Annotated in this window: 22 protein-coding genes; 4 read left to right on the top strand and 18 right to left on the bottom strand. The window is 68.7% G+C overall.

Annotated features, from left to right (window positions below; translation table 11 throughout):
- Nucleotides 1-12: 12 nt before the first annotated feature.
- The 10 genes from flgK to flgB all read right to left on the bottom strand — a co-directional run bounded on the left by flgK (nucleotide 13) and on the right by flgB (nucleotide 9,413).
- Entirely contained in the window at nucleotides 13-1,974 is a 1,962-nt protein-coding gene (flgK, locus tag M0L44_RS16970) for a flagellar hook-associated protein FlgK (protein WP_252771000.1), read from the bottom strand.
- Nucleotides 1,975-2,001: 27 nt separating this feature from the next.
- Nucleotides 2,002-2,889: a flagellar assembly peptidoglycan hydrolase FlgJ gene (flgJ, locus tag M0L44_RS16975; RefSeq protein ID WP_252771001.1), complete on the bottom strand. Its 888-nt coding sequence runs from the start codon at nucleotides 2,887-2,889 to the stop codon at nucleotides 2,002-2,004.
- Nucleotides 2,889-4,019 (bottom strand): flagellar basal body P-ring protein FlgI, encoded by a 1,131-nt coding sequence (locus M0L44_RS16980; RefSeq protein WP_252771002.1) that lies wholly within the window; start codon nucleotides 4,017-4,019, stop codon nucleotides 2,889-2,891. Before M0L44_RS16980 ends, flgJ begins: the two co-directional genes overlap by 1 nt.
- Nucleotides 4,020-4,071: 52 nt before the next feature.
- A complete protein-coding gene (locus M0L44_RS16985; RefSeq protein WP_252771003.1) occupies nucleotides 4,072-4,791 on the bottom strand; it encodes a flagellar basal body L-ring protein FlgH in 720 nt (239 codons plus the stop codon).
- 62 nt (nucleotides 4,792-4,853) lie between these two features.
- A complete protein-coding gene (gene flgG, locus M0L44_RS16990; RefSeq protein ID WP_252771004.1) occupies nucleotides 4,854-5,636 on the bottom strand; it encodes a flagellar basal-body rod protein FlgG in 783 nt (260 codons plus the stop codon).
- Between the two features lie 117 nt (nucleotides 5,637-5,753).
- Nucleotides 5,754-6,482, bottom strand: coding sequence for a flagellar basal-body rod protein FlgF (gene flgF, locus M0L44_RS16995; protein WP_252771005.1), 729 nt, complete (start codon nucleotides 6,480-6,482; stop codon nucleotides 5,754-5,756).
- A 25-nt stretch (nucleotides 6,483-6,507) separates the two neighbouring features.
- Complete coding sequence (flgE, locus tag M0L44_RS17000; protein WP_252771006.1) at nucleotides 6,508-7,773, bottom strand: flagellar hook protein FlgE; 1,266 nt, start codon at nucleotides 7,771-7,773, stop codon at nucleotides 6,508-6,510.
- A gap of 42 nt (nucleotides 7,774-7,815) precedes the next feature.
- The gene (locus tag M0L44_RS17005) at nucleotides 7,816-8,475 is read right to left on the bottom strand and encodes a flagellar hook assembly protein FlgD (RefSeq protein ID WP_252771007.1); all 660 of its coding nucleotides are present in this window, start codon (nucleotides 8,473-8,475) and stop codon (nucleotides 7,816-7,818) included.
- A 40-nt stretch (nucleotides 8,476-8,515) separates the two neighbouring features.
- Nucleotides 8,516-8,962 carry a flagellar basal body rod protein FlgC gene (gene flgC, locus M0L44_RS17010; RefSeq protein WP_252771008.1) on the bottom strand — a complete coding sequence of 149 codons (447 nt, stop codon included), beginning with the start codon at nucleotides 8,960-8,962 and terminating at the stop codon, nucleotides 8,516-8,518.
- A gap of 37 nt (nucleotides 8,963-8,999) precedes the next feature.
- The gene (flgB, locus tag M0L44_RS17015) at nucleotides 9,000-9,413 is read right to left on the bottom strand and encodes a flagellar basal body rod protein FlgB (protein WP_252771009.1); all 414 of its coding nucleotides are present in this window, start codon (nucleotides 9,411-9,413) and stop codon (nucleotides 9,000-9,002) included.
- Between the two features lie 194 nt (nucleotides 9,414-9,607).
- On the opposite strand from flgB, the gene flgA reads away from it, so the two are divergent.
- The 3 genes from flgA to M0L44_RS17030 all read left to right on the top strand — a co-directional run bounded on the left by flgA (nucleotide 9,608) and on the right by M0L44_RS17030 (nucleotide 11,238).
- Entirely contained in the window at nucleotides 9,608-10,327 is a 720-nt protein-coding gene (gene flgA / locus M0L44_RS17020; RefSeq protein WP_252771010.1) for a flagellar basal body P-ring formation chaperone FlgA, read from the top strand.
- A 115-nt stretch (nucleotides 10,328-10,442) separates the two neighbouring features.
- Complete coding sequence (gene flgM, locus M0L44_RS17025) at nucleotides 10,443-10,754, top strand: flagellar biosynthesis anti-sigma factor FlgM (protein ID WP_252771011.1); 312 nt, start codon at nucleotides 10,443-10,445, stop codon at nucleotides 10,752-10,754.
- A gap of 91 nt (nucleotides 10,755-10,845) precedes the next feature.
- Nucleotides 10,846-11,238, top strand: a complete 393-nt coding sequence (locus M0L44_RS17030; protein ID WP_252771012.1) for a hypothetical protein — start codon at nucleotides 10,846-10,848, stop codon at nucleotides 11,236-11,238.
- 136 nt (nucleotides 11,239-11,374) lie between these two features.
- Here the strand turns inward: M0L44_RS17030 and M0L44_RS17035 are convergent, their stop codons facing one another.
- The 5 genes from M0L44_RS17035 to flhB are packed head-to-tail and all read right to left on the bottom strand — an operon-like array spanning nucleotide 11,375 to nucleotide 17,703.
- Nucleotides 11,375-12,091 carry an RNA polymerase sigma factor FliA gene (locus M0L44_RS17035; RefSeq protein ID WP_252771013.1) on the bottom strand — a complete coding sequence of 239 codons (717 nt, stop codon included), beginning with the start codon at nucleotides 12,089-12,091 and terminating at the stop codon, nucleotides 11,375-11,377.
- Nucleotides 12,092-12,110: 19 nt separating this feature from the next.
- The gene (locus M0L44_RS17040) at nucleotides 12,111-12,893 is read right to left on the bottom strand and encodes a MinD/ParA family ATP-binding protein (protein WP_252771014.1); all 783 of its coding nucleotides are present in this window, start codon (nucleotides 12,891-12,893) and stop codon (nucleotides 12,111-12,113) included.
- Nucleotides 12,894-12,917: 24 nt separating this feature from the next.
- Complete coding sequence (gene flhF / locus M0L44_RS17045; RefSeq protein WP_252771015.1) at nucleotides 12,918-14,483, bottom strand: flagellar biosynthesis GTPase FlhF; 1,566 nt, start codon at nucleotides 14,481-14,483, stop codon at nucleotides 12,918-12,920.
- Nucleotides 14,480-16,567, bottom strand: coding sequence for a flagellar biosynthesis protein FlhA (gene flhA, locus M0L44_RS17050; protein ID WP_252771016.1), 2,088 nt, complete (start codon nucleotides 16,565-16,567; stop codon nucleotides 14,480-14,482). The genes flhF and flhA overlap by 4 nt, the downstream gene beginning before the upstream one ends.
- Nucleotides 16,564-17,703, bottom strand: a complete 1,140-nt coding sequence (gene flhB, locus M0L44_RS17055; protein WP_252771017.1) for a flagellar biosynthesis protein FlhB — start codon at nucleotides 17,701-17,703, stop codon at nucleotides 16,564-16,566. The genes flhA and flhB overlap by 4 nt, the downstream gene beginning before the upstream one ends.
- Before the next feature lie 177 nt (nucleotides 17,704-17,880).
- On the opposite strand from flhB, the gene M0L44_RS17060 reads away from it, so the two are divergent.
- Complete coding sequence (locus tag M0L44_RS17060; protein WP_252771018.1) at nucleotides 17,881-19,545, top strand: alkaline phosphatase D family protein; 1,665 nt, start codon at nucleotides 17,881-17,883, stop codon at nucleotides 19,543-19,545.
- Nucleotides 19,546-19,560: 15 nt separating this feature from the next.
- Here the strand turns inward: M0L44_RS17060 and M0L44_RS17065 are convergent, their stop codons facing one another.
- The 3 genes from M0L44_RS17065 to fliQ are packed head-to-tail and all read right to left on the bottom strand — an operon-like array spanning nucleotide 19,561 to nucleotide 22,259.
- Nucleotides 19,561-21,204: a response regulator gene (locus M0L44_RS17065; RefSeq protein WP_252771019.1), complete on the bottom strand. Its 1,644-nt coding sequence runs from the start codon at nucleotides 21,202-21,204 to the stop codon at nucleotides 19,561-19,563.
- 21 nt (nucleotides 21,205-21,225) lie between these two features.
- Complete coding sequence (gene fliR, locus M0L44_RS17070) at nucleotides 21,226-21,990, bottom strand: flagellar biosynthetic protein FliR (RefSeq protein WP_252771020.1); 765 nt, start codon at nucleotides 21,988-21,990, stop codon at nucleotides 21,226-21,228.
- Complete coding sequence (gene fliQ, locus M0L44_RS17075) at nucleotides 21,987-22,259, bottom strand: flagellar biosynthesis protein FliQ (protein ID WP_022982809.1); 273 nt, start codon at nucleotides 22,257-22,259, stop codon at nucleotides 21,987-21,989. The genes fliR and fliQ overlap by 4 nt, the downstream gene beginning before the upstream one ends.
- Nucleotides 22,260-22,268 lie beyond the last annotated feature (9 nt).

Consider the following 22,268-nt stretch of genomic DNA (forward strand, 5'->3'; position numbering starts at 1 on the left):
TCATGGCGTCGTTCAGCGGCCCAGCTGCAACATGGTGTCGAAGATGGACTGGGCCACCTGCAGCACCTTGGCCGAGGCCTGGTAGGCCTGCTGGAACTGGATCAGCTTGGAGGCCTCCTCGTCCATGTTGACCCCGGTGCTGGAGGCCAGCGCGGACTCGGCATCGCTCTGGGAGGCCTTGGAGATGGCGGCGGCCGACTTGGCGCTCTGCACCCGCACACCCACGTCGGCCATCGTGCCGGCGTAGGCATCGGTGACGGTGGCGCCGCCGCCGATGCTGCCGTCGGACATGGTGTAGCGGCCAACAAAGGCCTCGTCGCGCAGCGAGGCCATCGCCAGCGCGTTGCCGTTGTTGCTGGCCGGAAAGTTCGTCTTGCCCACCGAGAGGGTGTCGCCGCTGGCGGGCACCCCGTTGAGGGACAGCTCGAAGCCGTTGAGGCTGATCGGCTGGCCGGCCTTCCAGGTGCCGGTGCCACTGCTGGTCACCGTGCCCGAGCTGTCGGTCAGGCTCCAGCTGTAGTTGCCCGACCCGTCGGTGAAGGAGACGGAAGCGGTCAGCGAAGGATCGATCGAAGGGTCGGTCACCTTCAGCAAGTCGACCGAGGCCGTGCCGGTGTTGGCGGTGCCCAGGGTGGCCGTGACCGGCAGGGCCGCGGCGATGCCGTTGACATCGTCCAGGGCGCGGGTCATGCCGGCGGCGGCAGCCCCCACGGGCTGCAGGCGGAAGCTGTCGCCCGCCTGCAGATCGGGTGTGCCCACATTGATCTTGAAGCCGTCCACGGTGGCGCCGTCGTTGACGGTGCGCACCAGCCCGTCGGACAGGCGGGTGAGCTTGTACTGGCCGGCCACGCCGCTGCCATCGGGGCGCAGATCGTAGTCGCTGGCCTGCAGCTGCGTGGCGTCGGTCACGGACAGGCTGACGTTGGCGATGTAAGCCCCCGTGCCGTCCCGGGCATTGTTCGTGTTGGCCTTGGCCGCGGGCGCGCCGATGTTGAACAGCGGTGAGCCGGCCTGGGGCGGGTCGCGCAGGTCCAGGCCCATGGTCTGGACGTCGTTGACCTTGGAGGCGAAGGCCATGGCCATCTGGCCGATCTGGTTGCGTGCATCGACCAGGTCGTCGTTCTGGAAGGCCAGCAGGCCGGCCATCGAACCGCCCCCGATCTGGTCCGAGTTCAGCAGCATGGTCTCGCCGGCGGTCTTGATGGACAGCGCGCTGCGCGAGGTGTCCGCGGCGTCCGGTGAGACCTGGATCTGGGAAGCCTGGTTGCCCAGCACCAGGCTCTGCCCGCTGCCGACAAAAACGCCGACCGTGCCGTCCGAGGCCTCCAGCGTGGACACCTGCATGATGCCGCTCATCTGCTTGATGAGCTGGTCACGCTGGTCCATCAGGTCGTTGGGCAGCTGGTCCACGCCATGGCTGGCGGCGATCTGCTGGTTGATCTTGGCGACCTGGGCGGCGTAACCGTTGAGCGTGGCCGCCTGGGCCTGCAGATCGGCGGTGACGCCCTGCTGCAGGATCTCCATCCGGTCCGAGGCGGTGCGAAAGCGTGCGGACACGTCGGCAGCGCGGGCCAGCAGCACCTGGCGGGCGGAGCTGTCGGCCGGGCTGTTGGACAGGTCCACCGCCGCGTTGAGGAAGTCCCCCATCGCGTAGCCGATGCCCTGCTCGCCCGCCGGGAACAGCTTCTCCAGTTCCTGCAGCTGGCCGCTGTGGCTGTCGTCCTTGGCCTGCAGGGCCGCAGCCGCGGTGGCCTGCATGGTCAGGAAGCTGTCATGGGCGCGGGTGACGTTGCTGACGTTCACCCCCTTGCCGAAGAAGCCGCTGCCCGTGAACTGGCCGGCGGCCGTCTCCAGATTGGCCTGCTGACGCGAATAGCCCTTGACGTTGGCGTTGGCGATGTTGTGGCCGGTGACATCCAGCGAGGCGGTGGCGGCCGTCATGCCGCGCATCCCGATGCTCATCAAGGAAGACATGGCGCGCTCCGATCCGGCTCAGGCCGCTCAGGCCTGCAGGCTGCGCTGCAGCCTGAGGGTGGTGTTGATGACGCGGCCCAGCTTGTCGGCATAGGCCGGGTCGGTGGCATAGCCAGCCTTCTGCAGGCCCTGGGCAAAGGCCTGGGCGTTGCTGCCGGCGGCCACCACCTTCTGGTAGCGAGGGTTGCTGGCCATCAGTTTGGCGTAGTCCGCAAAGGATTCGGCATAGCTGCCGTAGGCGCGGAACTTCTGCACCACCTTGCGGGCCACGCCGCCGAGGTATTCGGTGGTGGTCACATCGGTGGTCGGGCCGGTCCAGTTGGCACCGGCCTTGATGCCGAAGAGGTTGTGCGCCGAAGAACCGTCGGGATTGCGGATCTCCTTGCGGCCCCAGCCGGTCTCGTGGGCGGCCTGGGCGATCATGAAGGAGGCCGGGATGCCGCTGGCGGCCTGGGCGGCCTGGGCGGCGTCCTGGTGCTGCTGCACGAAAGTGGCGGCGGCCTGCTGTGGCGGGCGCACCGGCGCATCGGGCTTGGCCAGGTCCACCGGCGCGGTGTTGGCGCTGTCGTCCTTGGGGGCCACAGGCTGGGTGGCGGCCTGCATCTGCTTTTCCATCTGGCGGGCAATCACGTCGGCCAGGCCACCCGGGCGGCCCGCCAGCTTGGTGGCCCACTGGCTGTCCAGCATCTCGGCGCCGAGCTTGGAGGCGTCGTTGTCCGCGCCGTCCTCGTTCTTGGTGGCCTCGCGCATGGACTTCAGCAGCTGCTGCATGAACAGCGTCTCGAACTGCTTGGCGGCCTCTTTGGCAACGACCTTGGGGTCCTTGGAGGCACGCGTGCGCAGGGCCTCCAGCCCGCGGGCGTCGCCCAGCCCGGCATTGGCGCCGACCAGGGTGGATGGGAGGGCAGCGGCCATCAGATCACCTCCAGCTCGGCCTGCAGGGCGCCGGCGGCCTTCATGGCCTGCAGGATGGCCAGCAGATCCTGCGGGGTGGCGCCCAGGGAATTCAGGGCCTTGACCACGTCGGCCAGCTGGGCGCCGGCCGGCAACTGCACCAGCGAGCCGCCCTGCTGCTGCACGCTGATGTCGGTCTTCTGGGTCACCGCGGTCTGGCCATTGGACAGGGGGCCCGGCTGGCTGACCTGCGGGGTCTGGCTGATGGTGACGGTCAGGCTGCCGTGCGCGATGGCGCAAGGTGCCAGCTGCACGGCCTGGTTGAGCACGATGGAGCCGGTGCGCGGGTTGAGCACCACCTTGGCGGCCGGACGCGAGAGCTCCAGCGGCAGGTCTTCGATGTCGGCCAGGAAGGACACGCGCTGGTCCGGCTCGCGCGGCGCGCGCACCCGCACCACCCGGCCGTCCAGGGCCTGGGCGGTGCCGGCGCCCTTGGCGGCATTGATGGCATTGGCCACCGCGCGGGCGGTGTTGAAATCGGCGGCGTTGAGGTCCAGCTGCAGCATGTCGCCCATCTGCAGCGGGGTGGGCACGGTGCGCTCGACCGTGGCACCCTGGGGCACGCGGCCACCGCTGAGGTGGTTGATCTGCACCTTGGAGCCACCGGACGACGCGCCGGCGCCACCGACGATCAGGTTGCCCTGGGCCACGGCATAGACCTCGCCGTCGGCGCCCTTGAGCGGGGTGGCGATCAGGGTGCCCCCGCGCAGGCTCTTGGCGTTGCCGACCGACGAGGCGGTGACGTCGATCGTCTGGCCCGGCTGGGCAAAGGGCGGCAGCTCGGCGGTGACCATCACCGCCGCCACGTTCTTGAGCTGCATGTTGGTGCCGGCGGGCACGGTGATGCCCATCTGCTGCAGCATGGACATCAGCCCTTGCGTGGTGAAGGGAACCTGGGTGGTCTGGTCACCGGTGCCGTCCAGACCCACGACCAGGCCGTAGCCGATCAACTGGTTGGAGCGCACCCCCTGGATGGCAGCCACCTCCTTGATGCGCTGGGAAGCCAGCGCCGGCAGCCAGGCCGACGCCGCAGCCAGCACGAGGGCCAGCTGGCCAAGAAAGCGAAGGGTGCGGTGCGGGGTGGTGGTCATGACGTTGCCAGAGAATTCCGGGAGGAGTCCCTGGCAACGATTCTGAAAAACTTTAGATCGGCAGAAGGTTCAAAAAGAATCGGGCCAGCCAGCCTATTCCCTGCGTATCGGCCATCTGACCGTCGCCCTTGTGCTGCACACGCACGTTGGCGATGCGCGCGCTCTGCACCATGTTGCCCGGCTGGATGGACCGGGGGTCCACCTCGCCGGTGAAGCGCAGGGTGTCCACGTTGTGGTTCACGCCGACCTGCTTCTCGCCGGCGATCAGCAGGTGCCCGTTGGGCAACACGCCGATCACCGAGGCGGTGATGGTGCCGGAGAAGTCGTTGCTGGTGTCGGTGCTGCCCTTGCCCTCGAAGGTGTTGTTGCTGCTGCCGGTGGCACTCAGCTTGGTCAGCCAGCTCGGGCTGACGAAGGGCGCGGCAGACACCGAGGCGTCGACCGCCCCCTTCTTGCCCAGGGTGCTGGTGGCGCTTTGGCTGGCGCTGACCCGCTCGACGATCTGCACCGTCAGCGAGTCGCCCACATGCCGGGCCCGGTAGTCCTCGAACAACGGACGGTATTGGGCCGCCTGGTAGATGCCCCCGCTGGCACCTGCCTGGGCGGACGGCGTCACCGGCAGCGGCTGCTGAGCCTCCCAGGCCAGCGGACCGCTGGCCGGAATGGCCGGCGCGGTGGCGGTGGGGAACTGCACTTCGGGCACCACATAGGGCGTGGTGCAGGCCGCCAGGGCGGTGCTGGCCAGCAGGGCCAGGATGAAGGGGGTGCGCATGGGCGTCTCCTCGGCCTGGCCGCTGGCGCGGGCCCAGGCCCGGGTTCGAGTTCGGGGCGTGCTTACAGCTGCGACAGGCGCTGCAGCATCTGGTCGGAGGTGGACACGGCCTTGGAGTTGAGCTCGTAGGCGCGCTGGGTCTGGATCATCTGCACCAGCTCCTCCACCACGTTCACGTTGCTGGTCTCGACAAAGCCCTGCTGCAGCGCCCCCAGGCCGTTGGACTGGGGCGCGCCGGTGGCCGGCGTGCCGGAGGACGCCGTCTCCGCATACAGGTTCTGCCCCAGCGGGTCCAGGCCCTGCGGGTTGATGAAGCTGGCCGTCTGGAACTGGCCCAGGGTCTGCGGCGCGGCCTGGCCCGGGAGGGTCACGCTGACGGTGCCGTCGGCCCCCACGGTGACGCTTTGGGCATTGGCCGGGACCGTCAGACCGGGCTGCACCACATAGCCGTTGTTGGTCACGATCTGGCCCTGGTTGTCCAGCTTGAACGAGCCGTCCCGGGTGTAGGCCGTGGTGCCGTCGGGCATGGTGATCTGGAAGAAGCCCTTGCCATTGATGGCCATGTCCAGGTTGTTGCCCGTCTGCTGCAGGTTGCCCTGCGTGAAGTCGCGCGCGGTGGCCACGGCCCGGGTGCCCAGGCCGACCTGCAGGCCGGTGGGCAGCTGGGTCTGGTCGGAGCTGTTGGCGCCGGACTGGCGCAGGTTCTGGTAGATCAGGTCCTCGAACGCCGCGTGCGAGCGCTTGTAGCCCGTGGTGGCCACGTTGGAGAGGTTGTTGGAGATGTGGTCCAGCTGGTTCTGCTGGGCTTCCATCCCGGATTTCGAGATCCAGAGCGATCGGAGCATGTCGGTTCTCCCGTCAAGACGGCGTGTCGCCCATGATGGGCCGAACTGAAGGGTGGCCAGCCCAAGAAAAACGGGCCCAAAGGCCCGTGATTCCGAAGCAGAGACCGGTCAACCGGCTCAACCCGAGGTGGAGAGCAGGCGCGCAGCGGCCTGGTCCTGCTTTTCCGAGGTCTGCAGCAGCTTCATCTGGTTGTCGTACTGACGCGCCGCGGAGATCATGGCCACCATGGTCTCCACCGGGCTGACGTTGGAGCCTTCCAGTGCCCCGTCCTGCAGGCGGGCGGCCGGGTCGGCGTCCAGGTCGCCCTTGTCACCGCGAAACAGGCCGTCCTCCCCGCGGGTGAGCGAGGTCTCGGGCGTCACCAGCTTGATCTTGCCGATCTGCTGGGGCGGCTGTCCCGCCGTCTTGGCGCTCAGGGTGCCGTCCGAGGCGATCTGCACGTCTGCCCCCTCCGGCACGGTGATGGGGCCGGACTCGCCCACCACGGGCAGGCCCGAGAGCGTGACGAGCTGACCCTGGGCATCCACGTCCAGCGCGCCGGCCCGGGTGTAGGCCTCGGTGCCATCCAGGCCCTGCACCGCCATCCAGGCATTGCCCTTCATCGCCACGTCCAGGTTGCGCCCGGTGGCGGTGATGGGGCCCTGGGCGTCGTTGTAGCCCACGGTCGTCTCCAGCGCGTAGACGCGGGTGGAGGCGCCGTCGCCCCGCACCGGCACGGCGCGGAAGGCGGCCAGTTGCTCGCGAAAGCCCGTGGTCGAGACGTTGGCCAGGTTGTGGCTGATGACCTCCTGGCGCTGCATCGCCGCCTTGGCGCCGGTCATCGTCAGGTAGATCATGCGGTCCATGGCTGACTCCTAGGCCTTCAGGGCATCAACGCAGGTTGACCAGGGTCTGCATGACCTGGTCCATGGTCTTGATGGTCTGCGCATTGGCCTGGTAGTTGCGCTGGGCGGTGATCATGTTCACCAGCTCGCCGGTCAGGTCCACGTTGGAATCCTCGACGGCCCCGGACTGCAGCGTGCCCAGATTGCCCGAACCCGGCACGCCCTTGATCGGCTCGCCCGAGGTGGAGGTCATGCGCCAGGCGTTGCCACCCAGCGGCTGAAGGCCCTGCACGTTGCGGAAGGTGGCGGTCTCGATCTGGCCCGCGGCCTTGGTCTGGCCGTTGGAGTAGCGGGCCTGCAGCACGCCGTCATCGCCAATCGTGACCCCGGTCAGCTGGCCGGGCGCAAAGCCGTCCTGCGTCTGGTTGGTCAAGGCAAAGGCCGAGCCGTACTGGGTGGAACCGCTGATGTCCCAGGTGACCGGGTCGATGGCCAGCGTGGACGAGCCATCCGAGTTGGTGGACGCGGGAATGCTGAGCGTGGTGCTGGTGGGGGAGACGGTCGCACCGTCCGGGGAGAAGGTCAGGGTCTGGATCGGCGTGGGATCGCCATCGCTGCCGCTCAGGGTCTTGCCGTTGGCGGTGGCGTAGACGTTCCAGGTGTCGTCGGCCGTCTTCTGGTAGTAGAAGCTCAGCGAGACCGGCTGGCCCTTGGCGTCGTAGATGGTCGTCGAGCGCGCCTGGTTGAAGGTGGTCGAGTCGGTGAAGTTGACGCGGGGGCTGGCGCTGGCGCCGGGATCGGTGACCTTCTCGCGCGAGTCGAGATTGAACTCATTGGTCACGGCGCTGGTGGCCTGCGGGCTGATGCCCGAGGTGGGCAGCTTCATGGCGCTGGTGGCCCCCTGGATCACGTTGCCATTGGTGTCGGCACCGTAGCCCATGAGCCGCTGCCCCTGGTCGTTGACGACGTAGCCGGCCTTGTCCAGCTTGAACTGGCCATTGCGGGAGTAGACCGCTTCGCCGGTGGTGGGGTCGCTCAGCTGGAAGAAGCCGCCGCCATTGATGGCCACGTCCAGCGAGTTGTCGGTGGCGGTGATGTTGCCCTGGGTGAACTGCTGGGCCACGGTGGCCAGCTGCACACCGATGCCCACCGGGGAGGAGCCGGCACCGGACAGCGCATTCGCATACAGGTCGGCGAACTCGGCACGCGAGCTCTTGGCGCCGACGGTGTTGGCGTTGGCGATGTTGTTGCCGATGACGTCCAGGTTCTTGGACATCACGTTCAGACCGGACAGGCCTTGCTGGAAGCTCATGGGGTTCTCCTAGGGGAAGGGGGTCGGCGTGCTGCCGTGATGTCAGTAGTAGGCCCAGACGGCGTCGTAGGCGATCCGCTGGCCGTTGTCCAGATCCAGGGCCATGGTCGTGCCCAGGTTGCTGACGGCCTTGATCGTCTGGTTCTGCAGGCTCAGCGTGTCCACCGCCTGGCCCTTGGCCGTGGCGGTCACCTTGAAGGTCAGGTCATCGCCCGCGCGGGAGCTGGGGACGTTCCAGCTGAAGTCGTGCTTGCCCGCCTCTTGGGCGCCCAGCGTGATCGTGTCGATGGTCGTGCCGTCCGCCGCCTGGATCTCGACCTTGACCGAGTCCGCGGCGCTGGACAGCTCGAAGCCGCCATCGCCCTTGCCGCCCTTCTGCCGCAAGGTGTTGCCTTCGATGGCCACATCGTGGCCCACCAGGGCGGCCCCCTGCATGGTCTGGATCTGCAGGAACTGCGAATTCAGGCCGGAGACGGTGCCGTTGAGCTGCTCGATGCCGGTGACGGTGCTGATCTGCGCCATCTGACTGGTCACCTGGGCATTGTCCAGCGGGTTGAGCGGGTCCTGGTTCTGCATCTGCGTGACCAGCAGTTTGAGAAAGCGGTCCGACTGCTCGGAGGCGCTGGTGCTGGTCAGCCCGTTGGTGGACGAGTTGCTGGTGCCCGAGGTCTTGCTGCTGTTGTTGACGGTGTCGACGGCCATGGCGGTCCTTCAGTCGGCGGTGGGAATCAGAACCGAGGCCTCAGCCCTGGCCCATCTGGAGGGTCTTGAGCATCAGGCTCTTGGCCGTGTTCATGACCTCGACGTTGTTCTGGTACGAGCGCGAGGAGGAGATCATGTTGACCATCTCCTCGACCGGGTTGACGTTGCTGTAGGTGACGTAGCCCTGGCCATCGGCCTGCGGGTGGCTGGGGTCGAAGACGCGCCGACCCGGCGTCTGGTCCTCCACCACGTTGGAGACCCGCACACCGGCGCTGGAGACCAGCGGGTTCTCGGCGTCGCCGCGCGCGGCCGCACCGTTGGCATCCATCATCACGGTCTGGAACACCACCTCGTGGGCCTTGTAGGCCTTGCCGTCGGGCCCGGCCACGGTGTCGGCATTGGCCAGGTTGGAGGCCACCGTGTTCAGGCGCTGGCTCTGCGCACTGATGGCGCTGCCGGAGATGTCGAAGACCTTGAACATGCTCATGGGGTCACCTCGTCGTCAATGCTCGATGTCAGCCGTCTCAACCCTGGTTGGCGCCCTTCATGGCGTCCAGTACGTTCTTGATCTGGCTGTTGAGGAAGCGCAGCGTGGCCTCGTACTTCACCGAGTTCTCGGCAAAGCTGGCCCGCTCACGGTCCATGTCCACGGTGTTGCTGTCCAGGCTGGTCTGTGAATTGAGTGCATAGGCCAGGCCCGCCTCGCTGCGGGCGCCCGCGGTGGGCTGGATGTGCCCGGCCTGGGTCACATTCATCTGCCCGGCCACCGGCGCCGCGCCCGTGGCCTCTTTCAAGGCCTGGGCGAAATTCATCTCGCGGGCCACATAGCCCGGCGTGTCCGCGTTGGCGATGTTGCTGGCGATCAGACGCTGGCGTTCGGCGCGCAGGCTCAGCGCCTGGGCTTGGAAGTCCATGCTCTGGGTCAGGCGGTTCAACATGGCCGGCGTCCTCTTCAGACCTACAGAAATCGGCGGAGGCTCCGAAAACACTTCGGACGCATCCTCGCTGTGCAGCGATTGTGGGAGCCGCCCGTGGCCGAGAAGGCCTGAATAGGGGCCGGCTGGCGCCGCATTTCCCGCCACGCCGAGGGCTCGGTCTGCCTACAGTGACCCTTGTCACACCAGGATCGCCCGTGCCCTCTTTCCGCCCCCTGCCCCGCCTGACCGCCACCGCCCTGTGCGTGCTGGCGGCCCATGCCTGGGCCCAGCAGGCAGAGGTGCCGGCGGAGCTGCGCAACGAAGTCACTCGCCTGGCCGAGGAAGCCGCCACGCAGCGCGATGCGCAGCAGCCCGGCCTGAAGGTGAAGGTGGAGGTGGGCCAGCTGGACCCCCGCCTGCAGCTGGCACCGTGCCAGCGCATCCAACCCTATCTGCCCCCCGGCCTGCCGGCCTGGGGACGCACCCGCATCGGCCTGAAATGCATCCAGGGCGCCAAGCCCTGGAACATCAGCGTGCCGGTCACGGTGCATGTCTACCGCAATGCCCAGGTGCTGCGCGAGGCGCTGCCCGGCGGCACGGTGCTGGACGCCGGCCAGATGATGGAAGCCGAGGTGGACATTGCCGCCGCCCCGGGTGCCGCCATCCTGGACCCCGCGCAGGCCGTGGGCCGCACCCTGTCCCGCCCCCTGGCGGCCGGGGCCACGCTGCGCGTGACCGATTTCAAGCCCCGGCAGTGGTTTGCCGCCGGATCCACCGTGCACGTGGTGGCCAGTGGCCCCGGCTGGTCGGCCGCCACCGAGGGTCAAGCCATGAACCCCGGCATCGAAGGCCAGCTGGTGCGGGTCAAGGTCGACAGCGGCAAATTGCTGGTCGGTCGCCCCACCGCCGATGGATGGGTCGAAATCAGCCCATGAATCCCCTCATTTCCGCCGCAAAAATGGCTAAAGTCCTGTCAGAGTCCTCCGAAACAGTTCCCAAGCGGAAGTGGATCATTGGGCTCCGTCACAGCTGGGCCCGCAGGAGAACATCATGAAGATCGGTTCCCCCGAACATCAGGTCGCGGTCAGCACACTGACCAACGACCGCTCGGCGACCGGGTCGGCCAAGAAGGCATCGACGACCTCGCAGAGCAACAGCACGGACAGCGCCACCGTGGCCCTGTCCAGTGCGGCATCGCAATTGCGCGATTCCGGCGCCCTGGACGGCACCTTTGATGCCGACAAGGTGGCGCGCATCGCCCAGGCGATCAAGGACGGCAAGTTCCAGGTGAACCCCGACAAGATCGCCGACAAGATGATCTCGAACGCGCAGGAACTGCTGAACAACAGCCGTTCCTCCTGACGCTGCCCCCGGCGCCGCCGGGGACATCGCCGCCGCTTCCACTGTCTGCCTGCTCTGAGGCCGGACCGCCGCCGGCTTCCCGATCATCATGATGACTTCCCCCTCCGAATCCCAGGCCCTGCAGGCTGTGGCCCACCTTGAGGCCACCGTGACCGAGGTCGAACAACACCTGGCCGCCCTGGGTTCGGCCTTGAAGCTGCAGGACGCCAGCGCCGCCGAACAGGCCGCGGCTGAGCTCCACAACGCCCTGTCCCGGGCGGTGGACCGCTTCAACCAGGCCGCCCGCACGCCGGCGGGCATCCCCCCTGTCCTGCGCCGGCGCCTGGCGCGCACCAGCAGCCAGGTGGCTGCCCAGCGCGATGCCGTGACCCGCGCCAGCCAGGCCCTGGACCGGGCCCTGGACGTGCTGATCCCCGGCGCCGAGCCGGCAGCGGTCTACGGCGGCGCCCCGCGCCGCAGCAGCGGCGGGCTGGCCCAGGCCTGAAGCCGCCCTCCCCTCCCGCAGAACGGCCCGCCTCGGCGGGCCGTTTGCATTGGCGGGCACCGGCCATGAAACGAAAAACCCGGCGCGCGGCCGGGTCGGTGGGTCATCGGTGCGGCCTGCGCTGCAGGCCGGCAGTTCACCATTCGCGCAACTTGACGCGCAGACGGGCGATGGCCTGGCTGTGGAGCTGACAAACCCGGGACTCGGTCACCCCGAGCACCGCGGCAATCTCCTTGAGGTTCATGTCGTGCTCGTAGTACATGCTCATCACGTACTGCTCACGCTCGGGCAGCTTCTTGATCGCCTCGATCAGGGCCATGCGCATGCGCTGGTCCTGCAGCATCGACAGGGGGTTGCCCTCGTCGTCGGCGCTGACATGGCGGTCCAGGTACTCGTCGCCGCTCTCGTCGCCGGACATGTCCTCCAGGTAGACCAGCTGGGTGCCGCGCACCTTGGTCAGGATCTCCTGGTACTCCTCCAGCGGCAGGCTCATCTCCTGGGCGATCTCTCTTTCCTGCGGCGCGCGGCCGAGCTTCTGCTCCAGCCGGTGCACCGCCGCCTCGATCTCGCGCTGCTGCTTGCGGTTGCCCCGGCTCATCCAGTCGCTGCCACGCAGCTCGTCGAGCATGGCGCCGCGGATGCGCTGGGTGGCGAAGGTCTCGAACTGCACGCCCTGGGCGATGTCGAAACGCCCCAGCGCATCGTTCAGGCCGATCATGCCGACCTGGATCAGGTCATCGAGCTCGACGTTGGCCGGGAGCTTGGCGATCATCTGGTGGGCCAGGCGGCGCACCAGCGGGCTGTACTGCTTGAGCAAGGTGCCGGAATCAAGACGACCTGTGGCGGTGTACATGGTGTGGGTCTCCCGTCTTTCAATCCAGGGCCAGGGCCATGCCGCGACCGGCACCTGGTCGGGGCAGGCTCAGTGCGGAATGACCTTCCAGCCCGGTGAGCTGGTTGGCCGCGACGCGTTCGAGTTCGGTGTTCACGGGCGCGGTGATCGGCAAATCACGATCCACCGCCGCCCAGCTCCGCAGCACGGCGGAGAGAAAGTTGTCGGCACAGCTGGCCAGCCGATCGGCCACCCGCTCGGCCCGGCGTGGCCGCGAGGCCATGCCCACCAGCAGGTCGAAGGCCATCAGGCCGCAGCGCTGCGACAGCAGCTTCATCGCGGCATAGGCCTCGGTCAGGCTCTCGGAGCTCAGCTCGCTCATCAGCACCGGTGCCACCTCGCGCCGGCCCAGCAGGCGACACAGGTCGCGGGCCTCGGCGTGGACGATCACCACGTCGGCCTGCGGCACGCAGTCGGCCACGGCTTGCAGCCAGGCCTCGCTGCTGCCCCGGGTGTTGACATGCCGGCGCGGCAGGCCGCGCGCAGCCAGGTAGTGCACCCCGGTGCCCAGGCGCTCGATGCAGCTCGGCAGGTCGATGTCCACCAGCTCGTGCGGCTGGGGCGAGCTCTCGGCGGCGTCGATCACGAAGACGTGCGCCCCCAACTGGGAGAAAGCCAGGCTCAGACGCTCCATCAGCACGCCGGCACAGTCCACCTGGCGATTGGCCGCCACCGGCACGATCTGCTGGCGCGGCGCGGCAAACAGCCGCCGCAGCCCATCGGCCTGGTCACTGCCCTTGAACGAAGGAGAAAACACGGTCATTGACTGCTCCAACCGCTTCTGTCGTCAGAAATGAAGTCCCTGCAGGCTGGCGGCCTGGCGGTGCAGGCCCGAGAGCACCAGTTGCGCGTCATTGACGTCCACCCGGTAGGCCGTGCTGCCGCCGCCCTTCATGGCGCGGTGCATCAGCGCATTGGCCGACAGGCGGTGCCAGTCCTCGGGCACGCGCTGGCCGTTGGCCACGCCCACCACCTTCAGGCGGTGGCGGATCACGGCGTCCAGCGCCGGGGCCAGCTTCACGGCCTCGTCGATCTTGGAGAGGATCACGCCCTTGCACTGGGCCGCACGCCAGGCAGTGATCACGTCGTCCAGGGTCTCGCCCTGGGCGGCGGCGTTGATCACCAGCAGGCGCTGGATGGACCGGTGCGAGAGCATCTCCAGCAGTTCGCGGCAGCGGCTGTCGCGCTGGGCCATGCCGGCGGTGTCGATCAGCACCATCTTCTTGCCCGACAGCAGCTCCAGCAGGTCTTCCAGCGAAGCGCGGTCGTGCGCGGTGTGCACCGGCACGCCCAGGATGCGGCCATAGGCGCGCAGCTGTTCGTGGGCACCCACCCGGTAGGCGTCCAGGGTGATCAGGCCCAGCTGGTTGGCGCCGTGCGCGGTGGCGAAGGCGGCGGCCAGCTTGGCGGTGGAGGTGGTCTTGCCGACGCCGGTGGAGCCGATCAGGGCGTAGACGCCGCCCTTCTCTTCCAGCGCGGGCTCGTGTTCGTCGGTCTGCAGGTTGCGCTCCAGCACCGAGGTGGCCCAGGCCTGCTCGTCGGTGGCGCCGGCCGGCAGGGCCTCCAGCAGCTTGCGGGTCAGGGCCGGGCTGAAGCCGACATCCATCAGCTTCTGCGAGAGCTGGGCCTGGCGCGGCTCGCGCTGCAGCTTCTCCATGAAGGCCAGGGTGCCGAAGCGTTCCTCGATCAGGCCCTTCATGGCGCGCAGCTCGTGGACCATGTCGATCTGTTCGTGGCCGGCCACATCGCTGAGGGTGGGCACCGGCAGCTCGGGCGCCGGACCGTCGTTGAGCGGACGGGCCGGGGCACGGCGCTGCGAAGCCGCTGCGCGGGCAGCCAGGCCCGGCTCGGGCAGCGGCTCGGCAGGGCGGGCGGCGGCGCGGCGCGGCGGCGGGGCCACCGGCTCATCGTCCACCATCGGGGCGGCCTCACGGGCGGTGGCAGAGGGCTTGTCGCCTTCCAGCGCGGCCTGGCGGCGGCGCAGCATGCGGTCACGCACATAGTCCTGGAAGGACAGGGTGCTCATGGCCATGCGCTCGACGTCCTCGTTCACGTCCCCTTCCATCGCCTCGGGCGACACGCGGTCGGCCAGGCGACGCTGGGCGGCACCGGCGCGATCGGCCTGCTGGCGTTCGGCACGGGCGGCGAGGCTCTCGCCGCGGCCGGCACGGGCCGGGGCGGAGGGGCTGGCCACCTTCTCCAGCTGGTTGACCGCCTCGGGGGCCATCGCCAGCACCTCCACGCCTTCGGCGCAGGGCTTGGTGGACAGCACCACGGCGTCTTCGCCAAAGGCCTGGCGGACCAGGGCAAAGGCCTCGCGCGAGGTGCGCGCGGTAAATCGCTTGACGTTCATGCCGTGCCTCCGATGATCGAGCCGATCCGGATCGAGTGGGTCTCAGGAATCTCGCTGTGCGACAGCACCCGCAGACGGGGCGCCGCGCGCTTCAACAGTCGGGCCAGGGGGGCACGCAGCGCATCGGGCACCAGCAGGCAGGCCGGGTGGCCCAGGTTCTCCTGCTTGCGCGCGCTGTCGGCGGCCTGGCGGGTCAGGGTGTCGGCCACGCCGGGATCCAGCGCGGGGCCGTGCGGCGACATCAGCGCCTGGCCGACCAGCCGTTCGAGCTCGGGCTCCAGGGCGATCACGTCCAGCTCCTTCACCGGGCCGTAGATCTGCTGCACGATGGCCGGGGCCAGCTGCACCCGCACACGGGCGGCCAGCTCGGCCGGGTCGTTCACCTGGGCGTTTTCGGCCAGGCATTCGACGATGCCGCGGAAGTCGCGGACGTGCACGCCTTCGTCCAGCAGCAGCTGGAGCACTTTTTGCAGCGTTGCAATCCCGATCATCTTGGGCACCACGTCTTCCATCAGCTTGGGAGCCAGTTTCGTCACATGTTCGACCAGGGCCTGGGTCTCGGTCCGACCCAGCAGCTTGGCCGCATTCATTTGCATCAAGTGTGAGAGGTGCGTGGCCACCACGGTCGAGCAATCAACGACCGTAAATCCGGCCATTTGGGCCTGCTCCTTCTGGCGCTCTTCGATCCACACCGCCGGCAGGCCGAAGGCCGGGTCGATGGTCTTGGTGCCGGGCAGCTGCGGGGCACCACCCCCGGGGTTGATGGCCAGGTACATGCCGGGGAAGGCCTCGCCCTCGCCGATCACCGCGCCACGCAGCAGCACCCGGTAGGCGCTGGGCTTCAAGTCCAGGTTGTCGCGGATGTGCACCGACGGCGGCAGGAAGCCCACCTCCTGGGCGAACTTCTTGCGCACGCCCTTGATGCGGCTGAGCAGGTCGCCCTGGCGGGTCTTGTCCACCAGGGTGATCAGGCGGTAGCCCACCTCCAGGCCCAGGGTGTCCACGGGCAGCAGGTCGTCCCAGCTGGCCTCGGCGTTGGCGGGCTTGGGTTCTTCCACCTTGGGCTGCTCGGGCCGCCCAGCCTCTTCCTTCTGTTTCTTGGCCAGCCACCAGGCGTAGTAGCCGATCAGGCTGGACATCAGCAGGAAGACGATGTTGGGCATGCCCGGGATCAGACCCAGCAGGCCGATGATGCCGGCGGTCAGGCCCAGGGCCCGGGGCGAGCTGAAGATCTGGCTGCGGATCTGGGTGCCGGAGTCCACGTCGCTGCCCACACGCGAGACCACCATGGCGGCGGCCACCGAGATCAGCAGGCCGGGAATCTGGGCCACCAGCGCGTCGCCGACGGCCAGCAGGATGTAGGAGCTGGCCGCATCGCCCACCGACAGGCCGTGCTGGGCCACGCCGATGACGAAGCCGCCGACGATGTTGATCACCAGGATCAGCATGCCGGCCATGGCATCGCCACGCACGAACTTGCTGGCACCGTCCATGGAGCCAAAGAAGTCGGCTTCCTCGCTCACCTCGGCACGGCGCTTCTTGGCCTCGTCCTCGTTGATCAGGCCGGCATTCAGGTCGGCGTCGATGGCCATCTGCTTGCCGGGCATCGCATCCAGGGTGAAGCGGGCGCCCACCTCGGCGATGCGCTCGGCGCCCTTGGTCACCACGACGAAGTTGATGACCACCAGGATGGCGAAGACGATCAGGCCGACCGCGAAGTTGCCGCCGATCAGGAAGTGGCCGAAGGCCTCGATCACCTTGCCGGCCGCGCCGGTGCCGGTGTGGCCGTTCATCAGCACCACCCGGGCCGAGGCCACGTTCAGCGACAGGCGCAGCAGGGTGGTGATCAGCAGCACCGTCGGGAAGGCGCTGAAGTCCAGCGGCTTGACCATGTTGGCCGACACCAGCATGACCATCAGCGACATCGCGATGTTGAAGGTGAAGAACAGGTCCAGCGCGAAGGGCGGCAGCGGCAGCACCATCATGGCCAGCACCATGATGATGAAGATCGGCGCCATCAGCGCCTTGATCATCGCGGCGTTCTCGCCGAACAGGGTCTTGAGCTGGATCTGCAGCGCGTTCATTCAGCGGCTCCGCGGGCAGGGGGTTGGTTGTGGGGGTCGAGTTCGGGCGGCACGTCCACCGTGGGGGGCGCCACGTCGGCACGGGCGCGCAGCTGGTAGACCCAGGCCAGCACCTGGGCGACGGCGGCGAACAGCGACGCCGGCACCTCGTGATCGATCTCGACATGGGCGTACAGGGCCCGGGCCAGCGGCGGGGCCTGCAGCACCGGCACCTTGGCCTCGCGGGCGATGTCGCGGATCTTCATGGCCAGCAGGTCGGCACCCTTGGCCACCACGCGCGGCGCGCCCATGGAGGCCTCGTCGTAGCGCAGGGCCACGGCGTAGTGGGTCGGGTTCATCACGACCAGGTCGGCCTGGGGCACGGCGGCCAGCATGCGCTTGCGGGCCATCTCGCGCATCTTCTGCTTGATCTTGCCCTTGACCTCCATGTTCCCTTCGGCGTCCTTGTGCTCCTGCTTGACTTCCTCGCGGGACATCTTCAGGCGCTCCAGCCAGAGGTAGCGCTGCAGCGGCACGTCGATCAGGGCCCAGCCGCCCACCACCAGCATCAGCAGGCCGAAGCCCATCGCGATGGTGCTGCCCATCTGGGCGATGGCACTGGGCAAGGGCACGGCCATCAGCGAGACCATGCCCATGAACTGGGACTTGAGGTACTGGTAGCCCACCGTGCCGATGGCGCCGGCCAGCAAGCTCATCTTGCCCACGTCGATGACGTGCTGCTTGTTGAACAGGCGGCCCAGCCCGGCGATCGGGTTGAACTTGCCGAAATTGGGTTGCAGGGGCTTGAAGCTGAGGTTCCAGCCGCCCGACAGGATGGTGGTGGCCATGCCCACGCCGATCATGACCAGGCCCATCGGGATGACCAGCATCAGGGCCTTGATGGCCAGCAGCCAGAACAGCTCGCCCATGGCCTGGGGGTTCACGGCCCGCTCACGGTCAAAGCGCAGGCCGGCATCCAGCACGCCCTGGGCCCAGCTGGCCAGCGGGTGGGCCAGCGCCATCAGCAGCGCCCCCCCTGCCGCCAGGGCCGTGAAGTGGCCCAGGTCCTTCGAGCGAGGAACCTGTCCATCCTCCCGCGCACGCTCTCTGCGTTTCGCGGTGGCGGGTAAGTTGCGGTCTTGGGCGGAATCAGCCATGGTCGGGTCCTATCGTGCCCTGCCACCCCCTAGAACTTGAGCCGGAAAAGAGGGGGGAAAGCCCGGGTGATCCACGCTGCGTGCAGGCTTTGTCACCACACTGTCAAGCCGCCCGCACAAGCTGGCGGGGCCGACCCGCAGAGGTCCGCCCCACACCACCGAGGAGGAAGCAGTTTCATGGGACGTCCATCCAAGATCCGGCCGGTTTCGCCCGGTCCGAGCCGCCGCGAGTTCTTCAAGCGTTCGGGCGGTGCGGCCGCCCTGGTGGCGGGTGCCGCCGCCCTGCCCCTGGGCGCCCAGGCCGGCCACCAGCCCTTCCAGCACGGCGTGGCCAGCGGCGATCCGCTGTCCGACCGAGTGATGCTCTGGACCCGGGTGACGCCGCAGAACCCCAAGGAGGACATCCACGGCTTCTACGTGGTGGCCACCGACCCGGCGCTGACCCAGGTGGTGCGCAGCGGCAAGTTCAGCACCAGCGTGGACGTGGACTACACCGTGCATGTGGACGCCAAGGGCCTGCAGCCGGGCACCACCTACTACTACCAGTTCCAGTTCAAGCAGAAGTACTCGCCCATCGGCCGCACCCGCACCCTGCCGGTGGGCAGCGTGGACCGCCTGCGCATGGCCGTGGTGAGCTGCTCGAACTTCGCGGCCGGCTACTTCAACGCCTACCGCTGCATCGCCCAGCGCAGCGACCTCGACCTGGTCATCCACCTGGGCGACTACATCTACGAGTACGGCACCGGCCAGTACGGCAATGTGCGACCCTGCGAGCCGGCCAACGAGGCGGTCAGCCTGAGCGACTACCGCACCCGCCACGCCCAGTACAAGCGCGACCCGGACCTGCAGGAGATGCAGCGCCAGCACCCGCTGGTGGCCATCTGGGACGACCACGAGACCGCCAACAACGCCTGGCAGGGCGGCGCCGAGAACCACCAGCCTGCCAGCGAGGGCGACTGGGCCGCCCGGGTGGCCGGGGCCCTGCAGGCCTACTACGAGTGGATGCCGGTGCGACGGCAGGACCCCAGCAACCCGCGGCGCAACAACCGCCAGGTCTCGGTGGGTAACCTGGTGGACCTGTTCATGCTGGAGGAGCGCCTGAACGCGCGCAGCGAACAGGTCAGCCAAACCGGCTCCAGCGCCAACTTCAGCCAGACCGGCAGCTACCTGGACCCCAGCCGCACCCTGCTGGGCACCGCGGAAGAACAATGGCTGGTCCAGGGCCTGCGCAGCTCCGGCGCGCGCTGGCGGGTGATCGGCCAGGGCGTGATGTTCGCCCAGCTCAAGGTCAAGGGCGCCACCAATGCCGAGGGCGGCGGCGTGTTCCTCAACGACGACCAATGGGACGGCTACCAGCCCGCGCGCGACCGCATCTTCGCCGCGCTGGGCGGCACCGACGGCGGCGCACCGGTGCGCAATGCGGTCATCCTGACCGGTGACATCCACAGCGCCTGGGCGGCCGACCTGACGCCCGACCCGAACAACGCCGACGTGGCCAGCGGCGGCTACAACCCCCGCACCGGTGCCGGCTCGGTGGCGGTGGAGTTTGTCGCCACCTCGGTGACCTCGGCCGGCATTCCCGACCCGGACGGCACACTCACGCAGTTGGCCAAGAGCCAGAACCCGCACTTCAAGCATGTGGACCTGCTGCACCACGGCTACATGCTGCTGGACGTGACGCCCCAGCGCCTGTCCACCGAGTTCTGGAGCCTGGCCACGGTGGAGAGCCCGGACACGACCCAGACGCTCAGCGCAGTCTGGCAGGTCAAGGACGGCGCGGCCCATCTGACGGCCGGCAGCCCCAGCACCCCGCCCGCGCAATCGCCGGCCCCAGCGCCCTGAGGCGCGGCCCGCGGTTCAGACGCGGGCCGCGTCCACCCGCAGGCGGATGCCCTGGCGGCTCTGCTCGCCCAGGCCGGGCGGCAGCCCGCCCGCGTGGGTGCCCACGCGGCGGGCCACTTCCCGCACCCGGGCCTGGATGACGGACAGCTCACCCAGTTGCTCGGCATCCCGCCCGATGACGCCGCGGGCCGTGTCCAGCATGCGGGCACTGAGCGTGCGCTCGGCGTGGGTCAGCAGGGTGGCCACGGCGGTCTGCGGGTCGCCGGCCGCGCTGTGGCGCAGGGCCTGTTCGGTGGTTTCTGACAGCTCGGCCTGCGCGGCCTGCAGTGCTTCGGCCCAGGCCGGCACGGCGGCCACGGTGGGTGCCAGCAGCTCGGCCGCGGTGCGCGAGCCCATGAAGCGCAGGCCCACCTCCCGCACCCAGGTCGGCGCCTCGGCCAGGTCCAGGTTCTCATGCGCGGTGGCGGCCAGACCGGTCAGCAGGTTCCAGGCCGCCTCCAGGTCGAAATCGGGTTCCAGCCGGTCGGCGGCCAATTCGGCCAGCGCCGCCACGGCCGCCTCGGGCTGGCGTTGCAGCAGGCGGTCCAGCGTTCGGCCCAGGGCCAGTTGGCGACGCGCCCTCGTCTGGTCCCCCGCCCCTTCCTGGGCCTGCTGCAAGGCGCTCACCGCGCGGCCCAGGGCCTTGCTGTCGCGCTGGCGGAAGCAGGACACCGCCAGCAGCACCATGCTCTGGTCGTCGAAGGACTTGGACGTGGCGCCCATGGCCCGCACCCGCTCCAGGGCGCGGGTGCCCCCGGCCCAGTCGCCCAGGTAGCAGGACAGCATGCCCAGGCGCTGCTGGCGGCGCAGGTCGCCCGGCGTCAGCGTGGCGGCATGGGTGAAGGCCTCCATCGCATCGCTCAGCCGACCCTGGCCCAGCCAGGTGCGGCCCAGCAGGTCCTGGGCGTCGACGCAGCCGGGGTCCCCCTCAATCAGGGCTTTGAGTTGCTGCATGGCCGCGCCCGCCTGGTGGCGGGCCTGCAGGCAGCGCACCTTGTCCAGCCGGGCCCAGGCCAACGGCTGCAGGGCCAGCAGTTCATCGAGCCAGGCCAGGGCCGGCTCATGGCGGCCCTGGCGCATCATCAGCTCGATGCCCAGCCGCGTGGCGTAGCGCCAGAACAGGCCGCGCGCCTCGAAGCGCTGGCGGCACAGGGCCACCGCCTCGTCCATGCGGTCGGCGTCCATGGCCAGGTAGATCTGTTCGAGTTCGACCCGCCGGCGGTGGGCGTTGAGCACCCGCTCGCGCAGCACCTGGGTCGTGAAGGGCTTGAGCAGGTAGGCGTCCAGCGAGGATTCCGCGGCCTCCACCACCTTGGCGTAGGAGCGCTCGTCGGTGACCATCACGAAGATGGTCGACCAGGGCAGCAGCCCGGCGCGCTGCAGCTCATCCAGCAGGTCCTGGCCGCCGTGGCGTCGGCCTCCCCCTTCCTCGGGGAAGTCCATCTCGCACAACACCAGGTCATAGGCCCCGGTCTCCAGGCGCCGACGGGCGTCCGACAGCTTGCTGCACTGGACCACGTTGGGAATGCCCAGATCGCGCAGCTGGCCGGACAGGGTGCTGCGGGAATTGGCGCTGGGGTCGATCACCAGCGCGGTGCAGCTGTTCAGACTCCAGGCCATGTGGCTTCCCTTGTTGTCGCCTCAGCCCCCGAAGGCCGAGAGCATCTTGCCCAGCGTGACCATGAACGGGGTTTCCAGCATCGGCAGCATCGCCATCATGCCCACCAGCCCCACGCTGATGGTGATCGGGAAACCCAGGGCAAAGATGTTGGACTGTGGTGCCACCCGGGCGATCACGCCCAGCACCAGGTTGACGAAGAGCATCACCGCCATCATCGGCAAGGCGATCCACAGGCCCATGCTGAAGATCTGCGCGCCCCAGGTGTGGGGCTGCACGGCCCGCAGGAAGGCAAAGGGCTCGGGGCCGACCGGAAAGGCCTGCAGACTGGCCACCACCACCTCGATGACCCGCAGGTGGCCGTTGGTGACGATGAACAGAAAACTCACCAGCGTGGCGAAGAAGCGGCTGGCCGCGGTGGACTGGCCGGCCATCACCGGGTCGAAGAATCCCGCAAAGTTCATGCCCATCTGCAGGCCGGTCAGCTCGCCGGCCAGTTCCACGGCGGCAAAGACCACCCGCACGGCAAAACCCAGGCTCAGGCCGATCAGCAGCTGTTGAATCAGCAGCATGAAGGCCAGCGGGGAATCCAGCGGCACGGGGGCCACCGGCGGCGCCACGCCCGAGGCGCAGACCGCCACCAGAAAGGACAGTGCCACCCGCACCCGCACGGGCACGGTGCGCTGGCCCAGCACCGGCAGGATCTGGAACAGCGCCAGCACCCGCAGAAAGGGCCAGAGCACCGGCGTGACCCACGCCAGGATCTGGGTTTCGGAAAAGGAGATCATCCGCCCGCGGCCAGGGGAATGGACAGCAGCATGCTGCGCAGGTAGTCGACCAGCTGGTTGAGCATCCAGGGGCCGGCCACCGCCATCACGGCCACGGCCGCCAGCAGCTTGGGCACGAAGGTCAGCGTGGCCTCGTTGATCGAGGTGGCAGCCTGGAAGACGCTGACGAGCACACCGACGACGAGCACCACGATCAGCATGGGCGCGGAGACCTGCAGCAGCATCAGCAAGCCGTGCTGGCCGATGGTGAAGACCTGGGTGGCATCCATGGAGCAGTC

Source organism: Ideonella oryzae (genome assembly GCF_024055665.1).
Taxonomy (GTDB): domain Bacteria; phylum Pseudomonadota; class Gammaproteobacteria; order Burkholderiales; family Burkholderiaceae_C; genus Ideonella; species Ideonella oryzae.

What these genes read in the sequence shown, in the direction of transcription:
- flgF (WP_252771005.1), bottom strand. Translation starts at nt 6,482, where the DNA reads ATGGACCGCATGATCTACCTGACGATGACCGGCGCCAAGGCGGCGATG.
- flgG (WP_252771004.1), bottom strand. Translation starts at nt 5,636, where the DNA reads ATGCTCCGATCGCTCTGGATCTCGAAATCCGGGATGGAAGCCCAGCAG.
- flhA (WP_252771016.1), bottom strand. Translation starts at nt 16,567, where the DNA reads ATGAACGCGCTGCAGATCCAGCTCAAGACCCTGTTCGGCGAGAACGCC.
- M0L44_RS17035 (WP_252771013.1), bottom strand. Translation starts at nt 12,091, where the DNA reads ATGTACACCGCCACAGGTCGTCTTGATTCCGGCACCTTGCTCAAGCAG.
- flhB (WP_252771017.1), bottom strand. Translation starts at nt 17,703, where the DNA reads ATGGCTGATTCCGCCCAAGACCGCAACTTACCCGCCACCGCGAAACGC.
- M0L44_RS16980 (WP_252771002.1), bottom strand. Translation starts at nt 4,019, where the DNA reads ATGACCACCACCCCGCACCGCACCCTTCGCTTTCTTGGCCAGCTGGCC.
- M0L44_RS16985 (WP_252771003.1), bottom strand. Translation starts at nt 4,791, where the DNA reads ATGCGCACCCCCTTCATCCTGGCCCTGCTGGCCAGCACCGCCCTGGCG.
- fliQ (WP_022982809.1), bottom strand. Translation starts at nt 22,259, where the DNA reads ATGGATGCCACCCAGGTCTTCACCATCGGCCAGCACGGCTTGCTGATG.
- M0L44_RS17065 (WP_252771019.1), bottom strand. Translation starts at nt 21,204, where the DNA reads ATGGCCTGGAGTCTGAACAGCTGCACCGCGCTGGTGATCGACCCCAGC.
- M0L44_RS17030 (WP_252771012.1), top strand. Translation starts at nt 10,846, where the DNA reads ATGACTTCCCCCTCCGAATCCCAGGCCCTGCAGGCTGTGGCCCACCTT.
- flgJ (WP_252771001.1), bottom strand. Translation starts at nt 2,889, where the DNA reads ATGGCCGCTGCCCTCCCATCCACCCTGGTCGGCGCCAATGCCGGGCTG.
- flgC (WP_252771008.1), bottom strand. Translation starts at nt 8,962, where the DNA reads ATGAGCATGTTCAAGGTCTTCGACATCTCCGGCAGCGCCATCAGTGCG.
- M0L44_RS17005 (WP_252771007.1), bottom strand. Translation starts at nt 8,475, where the DNA reads ATGGCCGTCGACACCGTCAACAACAGCAGCAAGACCTCGGGCACCAGC.
- flgM (WP_252771011.1), top strand. Translation starts at nt 10,443, where the DNA reads ATGAAGATCGGTTCCCCCGAACATCAGGTCGCGGTCAGCACACTGACC.
- flgB (WP_252771009.1), bottom strand. Translation starts at nt 9,413, where the DNA reads ATGTTGAACCGCCTGACCCAGAGCATGGACTTCCAAGCCCAGGCGCTG.
- fliR (WP_252771020.1), bottom strand. Translation starts at nt 21,990, where the DNA reads ATGATCTCCTTTTCCGAAACCCAGATCCTGGCGTGGGTCACGCCGGTG.
- flgE (WP_252771006.1), bottom strand. Translation starts at nt 7,773, where the DNA reads ATGAGCTTCCAGCAAGGCCTGTCCGGTCTGAACGTGATGTCCAAGAAC.
- M0L44_RS17060 (WP_252771018.1), top strand. Translation starts at nt 17,881, where the DNA reads ATGGGACGTCCATCCAAGATCCGGCCGGTTTCGCCCGGTCCGAGCCGC.
- M0L44_RS17040 (WP_252771014.1), bottom strand. Translation starts at nt 12,893, where the DNA reads ATGACCGTGTTTTCTCCTTCGTTCAAGGGCAGTGACCAGGCCGATGGG.
- flhF (WP_252771015.1), bottom strand. Translation starts at nt 14,483, where the DNA reads ATGAACGTCAAGCGATTTACCGCGCGCACCTCGCGCGAGGCCTTTGCC.
- flgK (WP_252771000.1), bottom strand. Translation starts at nt 1,974, where the DNA reads ATGTCTTCCTTGATGAGCATCGGGATGCGCGGCATGACGGCCGCCACC.